The following is a 19,342-nucleotide window of genomic DNA, read 5'->3' as shown; positions in this document are numbered from 1 at the left end:
GTTCTTCAGTCGCCGGGCTTTCGCCTAGAACAGCTGAGGCTGTGCGGCTTGGTACGGGTCAGTGTCATCGCGTGCGAGGCGCATGCCTCGGATCTGCTGCCAGATATCGTCGAGTTCGGCAGAGGGACGGTACCGCCGTCCGCGTTTGTCGCCGAGTGCGATGAGCAGCCCCGCTCGAACCATCGACTGCAGATCTCGCGAGGCCATGCCATCGCTGATCGGCTCGCCGTCCTTCGTCTCTGCACGAGTGCGGTACAGGGATCTGCGCACGGTCCACCCGCGAGCCGCGTCGCAGAGCGTGCCCACTGCGCGTTCGGGCACGCCGCGCGTGTGAGCAAGCTGGCTGCACGCATCCCACAGCGTCTCGAAGTCGAGCACTCGGCGCAGCACGGTGCGCGCTTGGCGAAGGTGCGCTGTCAAGCAGAACTCGATCCAGGGGCGAGCACTGCGCTGCGGCGACCATCGGCCATCGGCGACCGCACTCAGCGCTGCGTAGTAGTTCAAGGTGTTGCGTCCCAGATATTCCTCGATGCTGAGAAACTCCGGCGCGAGCGGGTCGTGGTCCCGCTGGGCGGCAGCGGCGAGCAGCAGCGTCTGCACACAGCGCGCCATTCGGCCGTTGCCGTCGCTGAATGGATGGATCAGCACCAAGTTGAGGTGCGCCATTGCGGCGGCAACCATCGTCGGCACTGTGTCATCGGCGAAGAGTTCGGCGCACTGGCCGAAGAACTCGACGAGCAAGGCTTCGATGACGTGGCGCTCCGGGGCGTCATACACCGACTCGCCGTCGGCGTCGGCAACCCAGATTGCACCTGGTCGCAGTTGACCCGGGTTGTGGGCAAGGTCGTGTTTGATCATCATGAAGTGCAGCGAGCGGAGCGTCGACAGGTCGACCGGCGGCGGTGGGGACGACGAGCCTCCCGATTCGGGGCCGGCTGCGTCTCGGGTCGGCGGGTCGCGGAGCCGATCGCGCGGCGAGACGCCGGCAGTGAGCTGCAGCGCGTAGGTCATGGCATCGCGGTAGCCGGCCACAGCGCTGACGGTGTCTTGGGCAATCTCGGCGATCGGCTCGTCGTGATCGATGACAGCGGCTGCATCCTCAATGCTGGCGTGGTACCCCTCGATCGAGTTCGAGCCTTGAACGGCGCGCGCGAATTGGGCGCGGCGAAGGGTGCCGTACCAACGTCGTCGCATGCGGAGATACGGCCTGAGCTGCTCCCGCAGCTGCTCGACTTCATCTGCGACGGCCGCGTCGATGGCTGTCATGCCGGGCACTTCGTAGATCACGCGCGTGATACTAGCAATTTATTCGCCGTTTATCAGCGAATACTATTCATCATTTAACGATGGAATGATTATGTGAATCGAACACGGGAGGAACTTCGGCACTGAGAGGCGCCGTGCCGTGCGGTCGTGTTGTTTGGGCGGCGTTTGGGTTGCGGTTCTACGCTGCGCGCATGGTCAGCGCCGACGAGATTCGCGACGAAGCCCGGACGTGGCTGGAAGAGCACTGGCACCGCGAGCGGCCCCTCATCGAGTGGCGCAACCTGCTGGCCGACACCGGCTGGGGCACACCCTCGTGGCCCGTTGAGTGGCACGGGCGAGGCTTGCCGCCAACCATGGATGCGGTCGTGGCCCGCGAATTCGATGCCGTCGGAGCGGTGGGCGTCGCGGCCGGCGTCAGCATGTACCTCGTCGCGCCGACGCTTCTCGCGCACGCCGACGACGACCAGAAGCAGCGTCACCTGCGGCCGATCCTGACCGGTGAGCACAAGTGGTGCCAGCTGTTCTCCGAGCCCACCAACGGTTCCGACCTGGCCGGGCTGGTGACCCGGGCCGACCGCGACGGCGACGAGTGGATCGTCAACGGGCAGAAGGTGTGGAACTCCGGGGCGCACAAGGCCCGTTTCGGCATCCTGATGGCCCGCACCAACTGGGACGTGCCCAAGCACCAAGGCATCTCGTACTTCTTGATCCCGATGGACCAGCCCGGCGTGGAGGTGCGCCCGCTGCGCCAGATGAACGGCCATGCCACGTTCAACGAGGTGTTCTTCGAAGATGCGCGGGTGCCGGGCAACGAGCTGGTCGGCAACCCCGGCGACGGCTGGCGCATCGGCCTCACCACGCTGACCCACGAACGGGCAGCGGTCGCCACGCGCCGTCCCCGCTACCCGGTCGACGGGGGCCCGACGGTCGAGCGGGCGAAGCAGGAGAGCGACGAGTACTTCGCCACCTACAAGTGGTACCCGCAGCGGGCAGGGAGGGCGAACCTGGTCATTCCCGAGGCGGAACGAACCGGTCGGGTCGACGATCCGGTGATTCGCCAGCAGATCGCCCGCGTCGAGACGCTGCGACGCATCTCGTCGTGGACCACCCAGCGCGCCCGAGCCGCACGTGCCGCGGGCAAGCCGCCCGGCCCGGAAGGCTCGCTCACCAAGCTCAACATGTCGGTCACCGCCCGGGCCTGCCACGTTGCCCACACGATGATCGCTGGCTCGATGGGCATGCTGGTCGGACCCGGCTCCAATGCCGACGGCATCGTGTCGGAGATCCTGATGTCCACACCGGCCATGTCGATCGCCGGCGGCACCGACGAGATCCAGCGCAACATCATCGGCGAGCGCGTGCTGGGCCTGCCCAAGGAACCCGACGACGCCAAGGAGATTCCCTACAAAGACGCCCGCCGCAACTGACGCCTGCCCGACGGCAGTTATTCAGCAAAAAAGTTCTGTATATGTTCTAAATAGAAGAAAAATATTTGTTTAGGACGAAACTGGCAGTATTCTCCATACGCATGGCCTCGCCCGCTGCACTGCCGTGGCCACGCGGCGTCCGAACGGTCTTCTTCGACGATGACGACGGTGTCGCACCGACGGCCACGATTCGCCGGGCAGTCGCCGGTGGACATCTTCGCCGACTCGCGCCCCGGCTGTACACATCGGATACCGCGAGCGATGCAGCCGAGATCGTCGCTCACAATCTCTGGCGCATCTTGGGCCGCGCGATCTCTGACGCCGTGATCGTCGACCGCTCCGCTGCTGAGGACGGCAAGGTCATCGATGGCGTTCTCTATGTCGCCACCGACCAGCGGCACACCGTGCTGCGGCTGCCGGGCGTCGAGGTTCGAGTGCGTCCTCACCAAGCAGGCCTCGACGGCACCGATGACCTGCCGTGGCCGCACGGACTGCGCATGTCCCGACCTGCCCGCATTCTCGTCGACAACCTGGTTCCGTCACGCGGTCGCGGTGTCAGGGCCTCTCGGACGCTGTCGCTCGCAGAGCTGGAAGATTGGGTGGCACACAAGGCCTCCTTCATGGACCGGGCGCGCACACTGCGGCTGCGCGACGAAGCAATCGAACTTGCCGAACGGATTGAGGCCACCGACCGTGTCCGCGAGATCCGTGCGCTGTTCGAACGCCTCGACGGCCGCGAGCCGTTGTCGCCAGACAGCGGGGAACTGTTTGCAGCCTTCGTTCAGGGTGAAGCGTGGGATGAGCAGCGTGTGGAGATGTTCACCGTGCTGGCGGACGGCCTGGCCTCGTTCGAAGACCCCGACCTGCCCCAGCATCTCCCTGCGGGGTCCTACAACCTTGAGTTGCCGTTCTTCGAGAGCTACTTCTCCAACTACATCGAGGGCACGATTTTCGAGGTGGATGAGGCACGCCGAATCATCGAGACTCAGCAGCCACCGGCGTCTCGTCCAGCCGATGGTCATGACATCTTGGGCACCTACCGGTGTGTTGCCGATGCCGTCGGTCGTCGAGCCGTGTCCGACGACCCGGGCGAGTCGTTGTTGTTCCTGCGGGAACGTCATGCTTCCATTCTGGAAGGCAGGCCCGAACTAGGACCCGGCGAGTGGAAGCAGGTGAACAACCGCGTCGGCAGCTACCACTTCGTCGCCCCGCATGTCGTCGAAGGCACGTTGCTCAAGGGACTCGAACTTGCTCAGCCTGTGCCGGCCGGATTCCGACGGGCGCTGTACATGATGATGATGGTGTCCGAGGTTCATCCGTTCGCCGATGGCAATGGTCGAGTCGCACGCGTCATGATGAACGCGGAGCTGTCCGCGGCCAACGAAGCCCGGATCGTGATCCCCACCGTGTTTCGCAACGAGTACCTCGGTGGCGTGAAGCGCACTTCGGCATCCCAGGCACGCAATCTCTCCTCGTTCGTGCGAGTCATGAGCTTTGCCTGGCGCTGGACTGCCGCGATGCCTTGGGATGACCGGGCGGCAACCGAAGGGCAGATGGTCGCCACCAATGCGCTCCGCGAGCCCGACGACGCTGCGATCGGCGGCATCAAGCTCCGATTGCCCTGAGGTTCAGTCGGGTCGGTACGATTCGAAGCGGGCGGCGGACTCTGCGGACGGACAGGTTGGCACCGGTCGCGGATCCATACCGATGGGGGGTGCCATGGCCACGCTCGGCATCCGGCACGCAGTGCTGTGGGTCACCGATCCTGAGGCATCGGCCCGCTTCTACTCCCAGGCGCTGGGTCTCGAGGTGGTCAATCGCTACGGCACCGCCGTGTTCATGGCGTCGCCCGACTCCGACACCGACCACGACCTCGGACTGTTCGACGCGGCCGGCGAAGGGGCACCGCCGCGACATGTCGGGCTGTACCACGTGGCTTGGGAGGTGGCGACGCTCGCCGAGCTGGCCGAGGCCAAGGCCCGGCTGGCTGAGATGGGCGTGCTCGTGGGCGAGAACAACCACGGCGTCAGCCGCAGTCTGTACTGCCACGACCCTGACGGCATCGAGTTCGAAGTGATGTGGGAAGTCCCGCTGGAGCTCTATGAAGAGGGCGCCCCGAGCAACATCCCGCTCGATCTCGAAGCCGACATCGCCCGCTGGGGTGCCGACCGGCCCGGCCGCGGCGCCCGACCCGCTGCCTGACGTTTCGGAGAGCGCTGGACCGACCGAGCGCCGGTCGCGGCGGCCATCCTGCTCCGCTGGCTACACGTCGATCTTGTAGAGCTCGGCGGCGTTGTCCTGCAGGATCCGCTTCTGCGTGGCGGCATCGAGGCTGCCGATGGCGTCACGCACCCGCTCGACGCTGCGGGGATACAGGCACGTCGGATGGGGGATGTCGGTCTCGAACATGATCTGGGTGGCCCCGATGTGGTCGATGGCCGGCGCCAGCGTCTGCGATTCGAACCAGAAGCAGCCGTAGAACTGCCGCCGGAAGTAGTCCGAAGGCTTCATCGAGAGGTGTGCCAGGTGCTCGGGCGCAGTCTCGCCGCACTGGTAGTCGAGCGCGTCGAGCAGGAACGGGATCCAGCCGACGCCGCTCTCCACCGACACGAAGTTCAGGTTCGGGTAGCGCTCAGGCACGTCGCTGACCAGCAGGTTCACCATCCAGCGCAGTTGACCCAGGAAGATTGCCGCCCCGCCGAGGGAGATCTTCACATCGCCCGACCACGTGTCGTAGGGCACCTTGCCCGACCAGTCGATATCGCCCTCCGACGCGCCGATGTGGAAGTTGACCGGCATCTCGAGTGCTTCGCAGATCTCCCAGAACGGCCGCCAGTCGGGCTGTGCGAAGTTGGGCATGCCTGAATCGTGCGGGTTGGAGCACATCACGATGCCCTTGGCACCGTTGCGATGCGCCCGGTCCACCTCGAGCACGCTGGCGTCGATATCCCACCACGGCACCAGCGCCATCGGCAGGATGCGACCGCCTGAGCGGGCCTGCAGGTCGGCCATCCAGTCGTTGTAAATCTCGACGCAGGCGATGCGCAGCGCCCGGTCTTCCACCTTGAGGAAGTTCTGATTGCCGAAGCCGCCGACGTTGGGGTACACGATGCCGTGGCTCACGCCCATGGCGTCCATGAGCTCGAGGCGGGCGTCGCAGTCGTAGGACGCCGCGTGCACCATCTCGATGTCGTGCTTGAGGAACTTCAGCCCGAGCATTTTCTCGCCGTCGGGCCCGATCGCGGAGACCGCTGAGTCGCCCGCGATGGGGATGTCGCCGTTCACGACCCACTTGCGCTTGCCGTCGTGCTCACGAATCTGCGGCACCAGGTCGCGGTACTTCGCCGGGGCCCCGCTGGTCCACAGGTCGTGCGGCTCGGTCCAGTGCGTGTCGGAATCGACGATCTTGATGCCCGGGAAGAACTCGGTGATCGGCATGGTGTGCGCCCCCTCGCTGCCCGACGGCAGCCACGTCGAAATTACCAGCCTGGCCCCCACGCGATCCGAGGCGGGCGCTGGATGTAACCATCGGCACGGCTCCCGGCGGTTGCCAAATGGGGCCGGAACTAGCCTCACCGCAAGGCGAACTCGCCCGAGGCTAAGAGGCTGAGCCGATAGGCGAAGCCGTGGCCCGAGCGGCCCGTGAGCGACAGCGAACAAGAGCGGGAAACAACTGGTGCGACAGCGGGAAGGTTCACCTATCCGCGCATTATCTGAGGAGGCGAACGATGCTGCGACTGACGTTCTTGCTGCGACGCAAGGAAGGCATGAGCCGGGCCGAGATGCAGGACTACTGGCTCAACGTGCACGGCCCGCTGGTGGTAGCGCACTCGGCGAAGGCGAAGATGCTCCGTTACGTGCAGGTGCACACCACAGACGACGATCACAGCCGGCTGCCGGGCCGGCGGGGTCAGATGGAAGAGCCCTACGACGGGGCGGCCGAGGTCTGGTGGGAATCGAAGGAAACGATGCTGGCTGCCATGCGCACCGATGCCGGCCGTGAGTTCGACCGGGTGCTGGTCGAAGACGAGCTCAACTTCGCCGACATCAAGAACTCCACCGCGTACTACTGCTACGAGTACCCGCAGGTGAACCCGACGCCGGAGAACATCGTCGCCACCGACCGCTCCAGCCTGGTCAAGCTGTACTTCAGCTACCGCCACCTGCCGTCGCTGAGCATCGACGAGGCGCAGTGGTACTGGCGGACGCACCACGGACCGATCATCCGACGCCAAGCCCAGTCGTCGGGAATCCTGCGCTACCAGCAAGTGCACGCCGACGAGCACTCGTTCACCGCAGCCGTCAACCGCTCACGAGGCTCGACGGTCGAGCCCTATACGGGTCACGCCGAGGTCTGGATGGACCGCAGCGCCATGGGCAATGCAATTCCCGAGAACCGGGCAGCATCGCGCCGGGCGTATGAGGACGAAGCCAACTTCATCGACTTCGGCCGCTCGGTGATGTTCCTGGCCAAAGAGCACGTGATGGTCGACCACCGGTGAGCGGCTGAGCGGATCCGCCCCGGGTCTGCCCGGATGCGGTGCGGCTCTCAAGTGTGTTCTTGACGGCGCACCACCAGGAACCAGGTGAGCACGAACGACAGGACCACGAGAATCACGCCCATCAGCCCTGCTTCGGCGATGAACGCATCTTCGAATGACCCGTAGATCCGCGTGGTCAGCGTGGAGAAGCCGAGCGGCGAGACCAGCAGGCTGATCGGCAGCTCCTTCATGACCGAGAGCAGCACGAGGCCAGCACCCGCCGCGAGTGCGGGGCCCATGACCGGCAGGTCCACGGTGAAGAGGCGGCGCACTGGACCTGCGCCAAGCAGGCGGGCCGAGTCGTGCAGTTGGCCGGGCACGCTGCGGACAGCCACGATGCTGACGCCCATCGCGAGCGACCCGAAACGCACGATGTAAGCGAAGATCAGCAGCACGGTCGTATCGCCCAGCAGCTCCAGCACGAGGTCGGTTCGAAGCGTCCAGAAGCGCATCGACAGCGCGATGAGCAGGCCGGGCAGCGCAAAGGTGCTGATCACCACTGCGTGTGCCAACGACCCGGTGCGTGAGCGATGACGCCCGACGAGCATCGCGATCGGCAGCACCGCGACGACAGAGATCAGTGCCGCCACGACGCTCACCCAGAGGGTGTTGAACGTGGCATCGGCGATGCTCGGATAGTCGACCGCGAGCGCTCGCTCGCCGGTGATCGAACGAAGCACGCCTCGCTGAGCCCAATCCACCAAGGCGATGAAGGGAGCGCCCACGCTGGCGAAGACCGTGATCACCACCGCCGCCAGTGCCGCCGGCCGCCAGCGACCCAGGTGGTAGTCGAGCGGTCGTTGGCCCCCCGAACGTGTCCCGTCAGGCAGCCGGCGGGAGAACCATCGCTCGGCTAGCACCACCGCCGCAGCCAGGACCAGCAGCATCAGGCTCAGCGCCAGCGCCACGGGCGGGTTCGCGAGGTAGTTCGTGGCGATAGCTCGCGTCAGCGTGTCATATCGCATGAGCTGCACGGCGCCGAAGTCGCTCAGCGTGTACAGGAACACCAGCAGCGTTCCCGCGCCGATAGCGGTGCCCGCATGCGGCAGGCAGATCCGCCGGAACACCGCGAACGCGCTGTCTCCGAGCAGCCGGGCGCTCTCTTCGAGGCTGCCGGGGAGCTGCCGCAGCCGGGCCGCGACCGGCAGGTACACGTAGGGATAGGTCATCAGCACCAGCACCAGCCACGCGCCGAAGAACCCCCGCAGCTCCGGCACTGTGGTGATGCCGAGGCGCGCTGCCAGATCGTTGGCCAGCCCGCCCGGGTTAAGCGTGCGGATGAAGGCCGCGGCGCCGACGAACGTCGGATACACCAGCGGCAGCGGCAGCAGCACGCGCCACAGCCGGCGCAGCGGCAGGTCGGTGCGCATGGTGAGCCAAGCAAGGCCGGTCCCGAGGAATGCAGCGCACGCGGACACCGAAACGGCGAGCCGGAGCGTGCGCCACAGCGGGCCGAGGGTGCGAGCGCTCCACAGCAGGCCCTCGGGACCGGTGCCGTCACGCAGTGCCCGGTACACGAGATACACGCCGGGGAAGGCGAACAGAAACGCCAGCACCACACCGGCGACGCGCAGCGCCGAAGGTGCGGTGCTGCGCCCTCGCCGGGCGGCTTGGAGCATCTCAACACTCCGTTCGGGTAGGAGTGAGAACCGGTGTCACTCGTTCAGGATGCCGCTGGCCTCGATGATCTCGGTGGAGCGTGCAAAGCCATCGCCGAGCGAGTCGAAGCTGATGCTGCCGATCTCGGGGCCACCCAGCGCCGGCAGGACATCGGCGGGGGCGACTCCGGCGGCGAGCGGGTACTCGAGCGTTTCCCCGCTGAAGTAGCGCTGCGCAGGCTCGCTCAGCAGGTAGGCGATGAATTCGTTGGCGGAGTCGGTGTTCTCGCTGGAGGCAGTCACCGTGGCAGCCGTGATGATCAAAAGCGAGCCGATGTCGTCGCCGGCGAACTCCCAGTTCGCTGCCCGGTGACCCTCGCCGGAGGCCGCCGCAACTTGGTGCTGGTAGTAGTGGTTCACGAGACCCATGTCGATCTCGCCCCGACCTGCGGCCTCCACGATGGACCGGTTATTGGGGTAGTAGCGGGCACCGTTGGCGACCATCTCGTCCAGCCATCGGGCTGCGTCGTCGTCGCCGTGCTGATTGCGGAACACCGTGAACCAGTCGACGAAAGAACCGTTGGTCGCGGGGATTGCCACCCGACCGCGGAAGCGTTCGCCGGTGAGGTCGAAGACCGACGCGGGCAGTTCGCTGTCGGCGACGTTGTCGAGGTTGTAGACGAGCACGCGCTTGCGGCCGGTGAAGCCGACCCACGTCCCCGAAGCCGAACGGTTCTCCTCGCTCACGAGTCCTCGGACGTCGCTGTCGATCGTCCTCAGCAGTCCCTTGCCTTCGAGGAATCCCACCGGTCCGGGCGAGCGCGACAAGAACACGTCAGCCGCGGTGCGATCGCCTTCTTCTGCGAGCAGCAGGGCCAGGTCGTTTGAGGCACCCCAGCGGACCGCCACCTCGATGCCAGTCTCGCAAGCGAACGCGTCGAGCACCGGCTGGATCAGGTTCTCGGTGCGGCCGGAATAGACCGTGAGCTGCCGGTCGGTCTCCGAAGCGCAGTCGCCGTCGAAGATCTGCGCGGCGGGTCCTTCCAGCGTGCGCGCCGAGCCGCACGCGGCGGCAATCGTCGCGACCGTCACGGCGAGAGCTGCCCAACGAAGACGTGGCGAGCGGGCTACGCATGATTTCGGTCGGGTTGAGGGGCAGTGCGGGTGCGTGTGCATGGCGCAGCACTATAGCCAGAGTTTCCGTTAGATGTAAGGTATCCTTAACTATCACAGCGCGGGAAGCCAACCGGCACACACTCGTTGCCCTCGTGATAGCGCCCCGGCGGTAATCGCTTGTGTACATTGGCGATGCGGCCCTAGGGTCGCTGGTGGAACTAGACGGAATCGAACCGTCCGAGGTCGGCTATCAATCCAGCTCGGCGCACCAGCGCTAGTCCCGTGAGGGCCGCACCTTCGGGTGCGGCCCTCGCATGTTGACAGGCCATACGTCGAGGACTCTCGTGATTTTCTGAACGCGAGTTGAGGTCGGCTTGACTGGGTTCATGAGCATGGGCGCGGCTGTGTCTGCTGCTGGAGTTCGCAGCGATGTCCGGCCGCCGGAGGGCTCAGGCGAAGCGCAGGGGCTCCGCGGCGCTCCAGTCGACGGGCTGCTCGTCGAGGTTCAGCGCCAGCCGATGCCAGATCAGCTCGACAGCGGCCTGTGCAGACGCCGCAGCTTCGCCGTCCTCCTCGGCGGCGGTCACCATGAGCTCGTACATGGCGCCGTCGGTCTCGCTGGTGGGGCGGGCCAGCAGCGCCATGAACGCCTCGGCCATCTCGCAGGGCTCCAGCATCCGTGGCTGCCAGCGACCGAAAACCCGCTCGTTGCCGGCGTAGGAGTTGGTCATGCCCGTGCGCACGAAGGGCAGCAGCAGCGTGAAACAGGTGACGAGGTCGGCGCTGCGGCCCAAGTTCACCTTCAGCACCTTGGGCAGCTGCAGCACTGCCCAGTTGCTGAGCGCGTAGCCGGGCACGGCGGGGCCAGGGTCCACGGCCTGGCGGGATGACACGTACACGATCTGCGCCGGTTCGCCGGCGTACACCGCCTCGCCCGCCCACAGGTGCGTCGAAGCCAGGAAGCCGTCGACCTTGGTGTCGAGCACCAGCCGCGACTGTTCCAGGTTGTCGATGAAGTGCTGACGCACCCGAGCCCGCCGCAGCGACGATGACTCGCCCTCCACCTGCCGCAGCGTGCGACCGAGGTTGTAGCCCGCCTCAGTGAGCCCGGAGTTGCAGATCAGCAGGTTCGGCGGCAGGCCGCCCATCTGGTCCATGACGTAGCTGCGGATGGCCCACAGGTCGCGCAGGTTGGTCACGTCGGCCTGCACCGGAAAGGCGCGCACACCCTCGTCGCGCAGCTGGTCGACGAGGTCGAACCCGTCCTCGTAACTGCGATGAAAGTGAATGCCGACCGAGTCAGCGCCGTTCAACCCCGCGCTGAGTGCAAACGCTTGGCCGATGCCGCCGTCCTTGCCGGCACCGGTGATGAGCACACGCTTGCCTTGTACCGCGGGGCGGAACTCATCGAAGCGGAATGAGTCTGTCGGCGCGGTGTAGGCCATGACGATGCTCCTCGACGCGGGGCGGGCTGAACTGCCGGTTGAGTACCGGTCCGACGCCCGGTGCTGACCGCGAGTCTGCCCTACGTGAACACGTTGGTCCGACCCCTTGTGCTCACGCCGACGGGAGGTCTGTCGTGGAGTGTGTGGCTCGGCCTGACGCGGGGGTCCCTGGCGATGTGACGTGATGTAGACGAAATTGCGAGTCCAGCGTTCATCGGACATGGCATGATCGACCTATGGAGTCCAAGCCGTGGTGGGTGCGACCAGATCCGGTGCTTGAACGGCTGGAAGCACGTTTCGATCGGGCGAAGAGACGCCTGTTGCGCACCGACGAAGGCCGCTGGGCACTCGTGGTGCAGGGAACACTCCAGTCCGAGATCGAGGTGTTCGACACCGAGATGGAGGCCACTCGCGCCGGGTTCCTGCACCCGTCTCGAAAGCGCTTCTGCATCAAGCCGATCGTTGAACGCGAAGAACCCATCGTGATCAGCGCAGCGCTGCGCGAGGGACCCCTTGACCCGGGTCCAGGGCTCCGGCCTGTGAGCTGGCGTGAGATGCCATCGGATTACGAAATCTCGCCTTGAGCACCGGTCTGGGCACCGGACTGATTGTCCTCACGGCAGCCATCGGTCGGGCTGGGTGTTCGTTGAGGTGGAACTATCGCTCACTGCGTACGAGATCCACAGGCGCCAGTCCGGCGAAGTGCGTGCGTCGGTCCCTCTTCCATTTCGAGGCCGGGCATTGCTCGATACCGGTAGCGAATTGTCGATCATCAGTGACACGGCAGCCGAAGCGCTCAGTCTTGATGCCTTGCGAACCGTGCCGGTAACGACATCGCAGGGCGTGGGTGAAGGACCCGTGTACACGGCGCGGGTCACGTTGGGATGGAATCAGCATCCTCCGGCGCGAGCTCTCGAAACAAGCGTCGTAGGTCAGCCGCTCCGCGGTATGCACATGCTCATCGGCCGAGACATCCTCCGGCATGGGCAGCTGACGTGGGACGGGCCGGCGGCGGCCGCGACGCTGCGGTTTCCGACTGCTGACGGTTAGCGGCGGATGTCGGGGGCGCCGAGGCGGGCGGCGTCGGCGGTCTGGTCGTCGGGCCGAGTCTGGCTGTCGCGCTCGGCCTCGACTCGTGCTTGGTAGTGCCAGACCTCGCGCTCGATCGCCTCGGGCGACCAGTCGAGTTCGGCGCCCATCAATTCGGCCGTGTCCTGGGCAACGTCAACGCCACGGTCCCACGACTCGACAGACAACCGTGTACGGCGGGTCAACACGTCATCGAGGTGCAGGGCCCCCTCACTGCGCACTGCGTGGACGACCTCGGCACGCAGGTAGGGCAGTCCGTCAGCCAGCGGCTCGCCCAGATCTGGCTGGGCCGCGATCAGGTCGAGCACCTCGTCGATCCGGTCGCCGTAGCGGTCCAGCAGATGTGCGCCTGCGACGCGGCTCAACCCCACTCGGGCGCCGAGCTCGTCGTGGTGCCGCCGCCGTTCCTCGTATCCCGCGGCACCCACCAGCGGTGTGACCAGCGTGGCGGATCGGCGGGCTGCGGCGTCGCGCCGGCGACGGGGGAGGATCGGCGCGGTCCGGCCCCGAGCCACCATCACCTCGCCGAGCGCTCGCTCGACAGTGTCTGCTGCCATGACCCGGTAGGTCGTGTACTTGCCGCCTGCCACCGAGACAAGTCCGGGGGCCACCCGGGTGATCGTGTGCTCGCGGCTCAACTTGGCTGACTCGGACGCATCGCCGGCTACCAGCGGGCGCAGGCCTGCGTAGACGCCGCAGATGTCCTCACGGCTGATCGGGTCAGCCAGCACGCTGTTGAGTCGCTCGAGCAGCAGCTCGATGTCAGCGCTGCTTGCAGCGGGGTGGGCGTAGTCGAGATCCCAATCGCTGTCGGTGGTGCCGACGATCCAGCGCTCGCCCCACGGCACCACGAAGAGCACGCTGGGCGGCGTCGGCACGATCAACCCGCAATGCAAGTCGATCCGGTCCTTGGGCACCAGCAGGTGAATCCCTTTCGAAGCCCGGATGCGGGTCCGCTCGAGGTCGGGAGCGTCGGCGCCGCGCTCGGCCAGTTGCTCGATCTGACTGGTCCACACGCCGGTGGCGTTGATCACGGCGTCTGCATCGAGCTTGAACGTGCGACCGGTCTCACCGCAGTGAGCGATCACGCCGCGGACTGCGCCGTCGGTGACGACCAGCTCCTGCACTCGGGTCGAGGTGAGAATGCGGGCTCCGTATGCTGCCGCCGTCCGGGCAATGGCGACGACCAGCCGCGCATCGTCCGTCTGGCCGTCCCAGTAGGTGATGCCGCCGCGCACGACCCCGGCATCGAGGCCGGGTGCCAGCTGGTGTGTGCCACGGGCGCCGAGGTGTCGGTGAGAGCCATGGGCGTGGCGTCCCCCACCGGCCATGAGGCTGTAGAGCGCGATACCGAGCCCGGTGCGCAGCCGTTCTCGCCAGCCCCGCCGGATCGGGTAGAGGAACTGCACGGGGCGAACGAGGTGAGGTGCCAGCCGGCCGAGCAGCAGCCGGCGCTCGGTCAGCGATTCGGAAACGAGACCGAATTCGAGGCGCTGCAGGTACCGCAGGCCCCCGTGGATCAGCTTCGAGGATCGGCTCGAGGTGCCCGATGCCAGGTCGCGTTGTTCAAGCAACGCGACGCTGAGACCCCGTAGCGCCAGATCGAGAGCGCAGCCGGCACCGGTGACGCCGCCGCCGATGACGACTACGTCAACGCGGCCGCCGCCTCGCTCGCCGCTGAGTTCGGTGAGCCAGGCGGCACGCTGGGAGGGTCCCAACCGGCTGTCGCCGGCCGTGCCCGAAGGGGGCGCACCGTTGCCGGTCGCAGCAGGGTCGTTCACTGTTCAGCCACTCTGCGATCGCACCCGTGCGCTCAGGCGAATTCGTGAGGCAGGTGGCGGCGGGTGGCCCAGCCGAACAGGTGCCAACCGAAGTCGCCTTGGGTCAGGTTGTCGTGGGCGATGCGGGCCGCCTCCGCGGAGATCGGGATGGCCTTGCGGGCTTTCATCTGGACCTCGGCAACGCGCTCGGCGAGCACGAACCAGCCGACCGCATCGGCCGGGCTCAATCCGACCGTCAACAGGCCGTGGTTGGCGAGAATCACGGTGCGGCAGTCGCCGAGCGCGGCTGCGATGCGCTTGCCCCCGTCGGTCGAGAGGATCTGCACCTCTTCGTTGTCGAAGAGGGCATGGTCGTCGAAGAAGCAGGTCGCTTCCTGGTTGATGGGTTCGATCATCCGGCGCTCGGCCGAGAACGGCGTGCCCCACTGGGTGTGGGTATGCGCGGCGGCGCCGATGTCGGGACGGGCCTCGTGGATGGGGTAATGGATGCGGTACGCGCTGTTGTTGATCGGCGCAGGCTGGCCTTGCTGGTCGGTGGCCGTGCCGTCAGGAGCCACGAGCACGAGGTCGCCGACAGCGGCCCGCTCGAAGGGCACGCCGTATCGCAGCAGCCACATGTGATCCGGCCGCATCGGGTCGCGGCAGGTGATGTGGCCATCGCCCAGCTCGCCCCACCGCAGCACCCCGAACAGGCGATAGGCGCGGGCCAGGTCGACGAGCAGGCGGGCGCGTTCGGCACGCGGATCGGTCTCGAACGGCTCGGTGACATCTGCTGTGTCTTCCGCTGGGACGTTGGGAGATTCCACGTCGCGGATTCTGTCATGCCTGCCGTGCGTCGCAGCACGTCCGTAATCGGTTGCGGGCTAGCCTCGACCCACTACGCGTGCGCGTCCGAGCCGGGGGGTTCCATGGCGACAGTCACCCTCGATCGGCTGACGAAGAAGTACCCGAACGGCTTTGTCGCGGTCACTGACTTGAACATCGACATCGCCGACGGCGAGTTCTTGGTGCTGGTGGGCCCGTCGGGGTGCGGGAAGTCCACCGCGTTGCGGATGGTCGCGGGTCTTGAGGAGATCAGCGACGGCGACCTGCTGATCAACGACGAGCGCATGAACGACGTGGAGCCCAAGGACCGCAACATCGCGATGGTCTTCCAGAGTTATGCGCTGTATCCCCATCTCGACGTGGCCCGCAATATCGGCTTTCCCCTGAAGCTGGCTGGCGTCCCGAAAGCCGAGGTCGAAGAGCGGGTGCGCGAGGCGGCACGCCTGCTGGAGCTGGAGCCCTTGCTCGGCAACAAGCCGGCGCAGCTGTCGGGCGGTCAGCGTCAGCGGGTAGCGATGGGCCGGGCGATCGTGCGCGACCCCGCTGTGTTCCTCATGGATGAGCCGCTTTCCAATCTGGACGCGAAGCTGCGGGTGCAGATGCGGGCGGAGATCACCGCCCTGCAGCACCGGTTGGGTGCCACCACCATCTACGTGACCCATGACCAGGTCGAGGCGATGACGATGGGTGATCGCGTCGCGGTTCTGAAGGACGGCTTGCTGCAGCAGGTGGACGACCCCACCGATCTCTACGAGCGTCCCGACAACCTGTTCGTTGCCGGCTTCATCGGCGCGCCCGCGATGAACCTGCGCATGGCCCGGCTCGCCAGCAGCGCCGATGGCTGGCAGCTGCTGTTGGGCTCGCAAACGCTCGTGCTCAACGACGAAGTCCTCGCCGCGAACCCGGCCTTGCGGGCCTACGACGGCGCCGACATCGTGGTCGGCATCCGGCCTGAGGCATTCGAGGATGCGGCCGTCGTCAGCGACAACGGGCAGTCGCGCCTTCGGGCGGTGGTGTCACTCTCGGAGGCGCTCGGCTCGGATCTGCTGCTGCATTTCCCGCTCGACGCACCTTCGGTGGAAGCGGGCGATCCCGATGCCCTCGAAGGCATTGATGACCGCATGGTCATTGCCCGAGTGCATCCCCGCAGCGCGGCACGGCCCGGATCGACCGTCGAGCTCAGCGTTGACGTCGACGGGCTGCACTTCTTCGATCCCCAGACCGAGGCTGCTGTCCGCTCCTGAGCCCTCGTTCACGGATTCCAGAGCTTGCGGTGGGGCATGGATTGCAGGACGAGCTGTCCGAACAGGTCACACTCGGCCATGTGGGGGTAGCCCGACAGGATGAACGCGTCGATGCCCACCGCCCGGTAGGCCTCGAGCTTGGCTGCGACTTCGTCTGGGTCGCCCACGATGGCCGCGCCGGCCCCGCTGCGAGCCCGGCCGATGCCGGTCCACAGACCGGCCTCGGCGAAGCCGTCACCGTCGGCACTGTCTCGCAGGTCGGCTTGACGTCGCACGCCGACCGACGCCGAGTCGAGCGCCCGGGCCCGTATCGCGGCACCGGTGTCGTCGTCGAGCTGGCTGACGAGCCTCCTGGTGGCCGCCATGGCTTCTGCGTGTGTGTCCCGCACGATCAGGTGTGATCGCAGGCCGAACTTGAGCTCACGCCCGACCGCAGCAGCGCGATCTCGCATCTCGCTGACGGTGCCGGCAACGCCCGCCACGGTGTCGGGCCACGTGAGAAAGACGTCCGCGGCGACGGCGGCCGTGTCCTTCGCATCGTCGGAGAAGCCACCGAAATAGAACGGCGGACACTGCCCGCTGACCGTGCGGACGCGGGGAGGGTCGAGCTGGACAGACACGAATTCACCGTCGAAATCGACGGGCTGGCCGTCGAGGAGCGTCCGCAGCACGCTCATGTACTCGCGGGTGCGCTGGTAGCGCGGGCCCGACGGGAGCGGCGCGCCGGGAAGGTCGCTGGAGATGATGTTGATGGTCAGGCGCCCCGCGGACATGCGGTCGATGGTGGCGAGCTGGCGTGCCAATTGCGGTGGCCACAGCTCGCCCATGCGAACGGCAAGGAGCAGGTTGATGCGCTCGGTCTGCGTGGCGATGCCAGCGGCGAACGAGGTGGCGTCGATGCCGAGGTCGTAGCCCGAAGGCAGCAGCACGTTGTCGAAGCCGTTGCGCTCGGCCGTGGTGACGATGTCGGCACAGTGCTCCCAGGTGCTGGCCAGGTTCGGATCGGGCACGCCCAAGAACTCATAGTCGTCGTCGCACAGTGCCGAGAACCACGCAATCTCCGGCGGGGCTGTACTCATGGCTGTGTCGCAGTGTTCACGAGCGCGTCCCCGCATGCTGCGCCGCGGTGCTCATGGCCCGGACTCCGCGAGCTGTGCTCCTGTGCCCACGAGCCCGACTCCGCAAGTTTCACAGGAATGCTGTCACTCTCACGATGAGACCCTCTTGGTTTCTGCCGCAGTTGTAGGCTGAAGGCTCGCGGGGCGAGCACGTCATGTCAATACAGCACGCGGCAGCCGATTAACCGAGGCGACGGACCACCATGCCATTGACCAGGCTCCAATTGACGAACTTTACAGTGTTCGAAGACCTCGATTTCCGACCCAATCCGGGCTTGAACGTATTCATCGGTGCGAACGGAACGGGCAAGACACACCTCATGAAGGTTGCGTACGCCGCTTGTGATGTTTCAATAACTGAGGAAGACTTGGACGACAAGATTGTATCTCTATTTCTACCATCAGGTCGCCGACTCGGTCGCCTCGTCCGCCGACGCCAAGGTGTCGAGAACTGCAGCATCGCAGTATGGAACGGGCGAGCAAGCCTACGAGTCCGATTCACCTCTAGACGGACTGACTACATTCGATACTCAGGCTACGAGGGGTGGCGAAGTAAGAAACTTCCGTCGGCTTATATACCGGTTAAGGAAATGCTCGCAAACGCGCCGGGCTTTATTTCGCTTTATGATCGCCGCGAAATTCACTTTGAAGAAATCTACCGCGATATTTTGACGCGGGCATACGTGCCTGTCGAACGAGGTCCAATACCTCGTGACAGGAGTCAATTGCTCAAGATTCTCAACAAAGCCATGGGTGGTTCAGTCACGAGCAAGAACGAAGAGTTCTTCTTGAGATCCAAGGCAGGCAATTTGGAATTCACGTTGCTTGCAGAAGGCCTCCGGAAACTGGGGCTGCTCTGGCTACTCATACGCAACGGGACGTTGCTCGAGGGATCAGTCCTCTTCTGGGATGAGCCGGAGACCAACCTCAATCCAGCGCTCTATGACCCTGTCGTCGAGATCTTGCTAGCGCTGCAGCGTCTTGGGGTCCAGATCTTCGTTGCCACACACGACTATTCGATTCTCAAGCATTTCGAGCTAGGACGCGATGAAGATGACGATGTGCAGTTCCACTCGCTTGCGATTGTAGATAATGGTGCCAGCGTTGAGTTGCGTTCGTTTGATGATCTTCCTTCTATAGATCCAAACCTAATCTTGGAGGCATTTGACCTTCTGCATGATCGAGATGTAGACCGAACCCTCGAACGTCTTCAATCGGAATAGATGTGGCTATTTCGTTTGTTGAGGGCTCGCTTCGCATTCGTGGTCCAAACGCCGCCAAGATTCGCCGGTTTGACGCCCAGAATAGCCACGCTCTTCTGGGTGCTATGAAGGCAGTTGATTTTGTCATCGAGGAAACGAACTACACGATATTCCTTGAGCTCAAGGATCCAGATAATCCGCAAGCAAGCAATGCCAATAGAGCAGATTTTGCCAAGAAATTATACAGCGGAAGCCTAGACCAGGACCTCAAGTACAAGTACCGTGATTCCTACTTATATGAATGGTCGTGCGGCAATATCCGCAAACCAGCCTTATACATAGTGGTGATCCAATTTCAGCCCTTCGTGTCGGCACATCGGATGGTGCGTCAAGATCGCCTGAGGGAGCAATTGCCTGCACGGAGTCAGGCGCCAGCCGCTTGGCAGCAGTACTACCTAGAAGACGTACTCGTATTGGACTGCAGCGGCTGGAACCAGAGATTTCCGAACTTCCGAATTGAGCGTATTTCCTGAATTGGACTCGTCATTTGTCTACCTTGCTGATTTCTTGAGCGTCTGAGTTCTCAGTTTCGGATGACGTGAGGAGATCACTGAGCTCGACTGGTCGTGCTGCGCCGCTCGAGACGTGCGGTGCAGCTGATCGCCACGGCAGTCTGCGCCGCGCTGTTCA

17 protein-coding genes are annotated in these 19,342 nt (G+C 65.2%); 9 read left to right on the top strand and 8 right to left on the bottom strand.

Annotated elements, in window-relative coordinates; translation table 11 throughout:
- Positions 1-24: 24 nt before the first annotated feature.
- Positions 25-1,287, bottom strand: a complete 1,263-nt coding sequence (locus tag ACOGJB_RS09020; RefSeq protein ID WP_419840479.1) for a Fic family protein — start codon at positions 1,285-1,287, stop codon at positions 25-27.
- 170 nt (positions 1,288-1,457) lie between these two features.
- On the opposite strand from ACOGJB_RS09020, the gene ACOGJB_RS09015 reads away from it, so the two are divergent.
- The 3 genes from ACOGJB_RS09015 to ACOGJB_RS09005 all read left to right on the top strand — a co-directional run bounded on the left by ACOGJB_RS09015 (position 1,458) and on the right by ACOGJB_RS09005 (position 4,895).
- Positions 1,458-2,693, top strand: a complete 1,236-nt coding sequence (locus tag ACOGJB_RS09015) for an acyl-CoA dehydrogenase family protein (RefSeq protein ID WP_419840478.1) — start codon at positions 1,458-1,460, stop codon at positions 2,691-2,693.
- A gap of 101 nt (positions 2,694-2,794) precedes the next feature.
- Positions 2,795-4,318, top strand: coding sequence for a Fic family protein (locus tag ACOGJB_RS09010; protein ID WP_419840477.1), 1,524 nt, complete (start codon positions 2,795-2,797; stop codon positions 4,316-4,318).
- Between the two features lie 94 nt (positions 4,319-4,412).
- The gene (locus ACOGJB_RS09005; protein ID WP_419840476.1) at positions 4,413-4,895 is read left to right on the top strand and encodes a VOC family protein; all 483 of its coding nucleotides are present in this window, start codon (positions 4,413-4,415) and stop codon (positions 4,893-4,895) included.
- Between the two features lie 60 nt (positions 4,896-4,955).
- Here ACOGJB_RS09005 and ACOGJB_RS09000 read toward each other — a convergent pair whose 3' ends face one another.
- Positions 4,956-6,191, bottom strand: coding sequence for an amidohydrolase family protein (locus ACOGJB_RS09000; RefSeq protein ID WP_419840475.1), 1,236 nt, complete (start codon positions 6,189-6,191; stop codon positions 4,956-4,958).
- A 230-nt stretch (positions 6,192-6,421) separates the two neighbouring features.
- Here ACOGJB_RS09000 and ACOGJB_RS08995 point away from each other — a divergent pair, with 230 nt between their 5' ends.
- Positions 6,422-7,195 (top strand): EthD domain-containing protein, encoded by a 774-nt coding sequence (locus ACOGJB_RS08995; protein WP_419840474.1) that lies wholly within the window; start codon positions 6,422-6,424, stop codon positions 7,193-7,195.
- Between the two features lie 47 nt (positions 7,196-7,242).
- Here ACOGJB_RS08995 and ACOGJB_RS08990 read toward each other — a convergent pair whose 3' ends face one another.
- From ACOGJB_RS08990 to ACOGJB_RS08980, 3 genes are all read right to left on the bottom strand, one after another.
- A complete protein-coding gene (locus ACOGJB_RS08990; protein ID WP_419840473.1) occupies positions 7,243-8,853 on the bottom strand; it encodes an ABC transporter permease in 1,611 nt (536 codons plus the stop codon).
- 36 nt (positions 8,854-8,889) lie between these two features.
- Positions 8,890-9,924, bottom strand: coding sequence for an extracellular solute-binding protein (locus tag ACOGJB_RS08985; protein ID WP_419840472.1), 1,035 nt, complete (start codon positions 9,922-9,924; stop codon positions 8,890-8,892).
- Between the two features lie 473 nt (positions 9,925-10,397).
- Complete coding sequence (locus ACOGJB_RS08980) at positions 10,398-11,393, bottom strand: SDR family NAD(P)-dependent oxidoreductase (RefSeq protein ID WP_419840471.1); 996 nt, start codon at positions 11,391-11,393, stop codon at positions 10,398-10,400.
- A gap of 236 nt (positions 11,394-11,629) precedes the next feature.
- On the opposite strand from ACOGJB_RS08980, the gene ACOGJB_RS08975 reads away from it, so the two are divergent.
- On the top strand, positions 11,630-11,977 hold the full coding sequence (locus tag ACOGJB_RS08975) for a hypothetical protein (protein ID WP_419840470.1): 348 nt from the start codon (positions 11,630-11,632) through the stop codon (positions 11,975-11,977).
- Complete coding sequence (locus ACOGJB_RS08970) at positions 11,943-12,443, top strand: retroviral-like aspartic protease family protein (protein ID WP_419840469.1); 501 nt, start codon at positions 11,943-11,945, stop codon at positions 12,441-12,443. Before ACOGJB_RS08975 ends, ACOGJB_RS08970 begins: the two co-directional genes overlap by 35 nt.
- On the opposite strand, the gene ACOGJB_RS08965 is transcribed toward ACOGJB_RS08970, so the two are convergent.
- On the bottom strand, positions 12,440-14,200 hold the full coding sequence (locus tag ACOGJB_RS08965) for a glycerol-3-phosphate dehydrogenase/oxidase (protein ID WP_419840701.1): 1,761 nt from the start codon (positions 14,198-14,200) through the stop codon (positions 12,440-12,442). The two genes, ACOGJB_RS08970 and ACOGJB_RS08965, sit on opposite strands and share 4 nt — an antisense overlap.
- 95 nt (positions 14,201-14,295) lie before the next feature.
- Positions 14,296-15,069 carry a class II aldolase/adducin family protein gene (locus ACOGJB_RS08960; protein ID WP_419840468.1) on the bottom strand — a complete coding sequence of 258 codons (774 nt, stop codon included), beginning with the start codon at positions 15,067-15,069 and terminating at the stop codon, positions 14,296-14,298.
- A 102-nt stretch (positions 15,070-15,171) separates the two neighbouring features.
- Here ACOGJB_RS08960 and ACOGJB_RS08955 point away from each other — a divergent pair, with 102 nt between their 5' ends.
- A complete protein-coding gene (locus ACOGJB_RS08955; RefSeq protein ID WP_419840467.1) occupies positions 15,172-16,332 on the top strand; it encodes an ABC transporter ATP-binding protein in 1,161 nt (386 codons plus the stop codon).
- A gap of 8 nt (positions 16,333-16,340) precedes the next feature.
- On the opposite strand, the gene ACOGJB_RS08950 is transcribed toward ACOGJB_RS08955, so the two are convergent.
- On the bottom strand, positions 16,341-17,411 hold the full coding sequence (locus ACOGJB_RS08950) for an LLM class flavin-dependent oxidoreductase (RefSeq protein ID WP_419840466.1): 1,071 nt from the start codon (positions 17,409-17,411) through the stop codon (positions 16,341-16,343).
- Positions 17,412-17,653: 242 nt separating this feature from the next.
- On the opposite strand from ACOGJB_RS08950, the gene ACOGJB_RS08945 reads away from it, so the two are divergent.
- Entirely contained in the window at positions 17,654-18,673 is a 1,020-nt protein-coding gene (locus ACOGJB_RS08945; protein WP_419840465.1) for an AAA family ATPase, read from the top strand.
- A gap of 2 nt (positions 18,674-18,675) precedes the next feature.
- A complete protein-coding gene (locus tag ACOGJB_RS08940) occupies positions 18,676-19,185 on the top strand; it encodes a hypothetical protein (RefSeq protein WP_419840464.1) in 510 nt (169 codons plus the stop codon).
- The last annotated feature ends 157 nt before the right edge of the window (positions 19,186-19,342 follow it).

The organism is Candidatus Poriferisodalis sp. (genome assembly GCF_965208895.1).
Classification (GTDB): Bacteria; Actinomycetota; Acidimicrobiia; order Acidimicrobiales; family Poriferisodalaceae; genus Poriferisodalis.
This window is presented reverse-complemented; position numbering and strand designations above follow the sequence as displayed.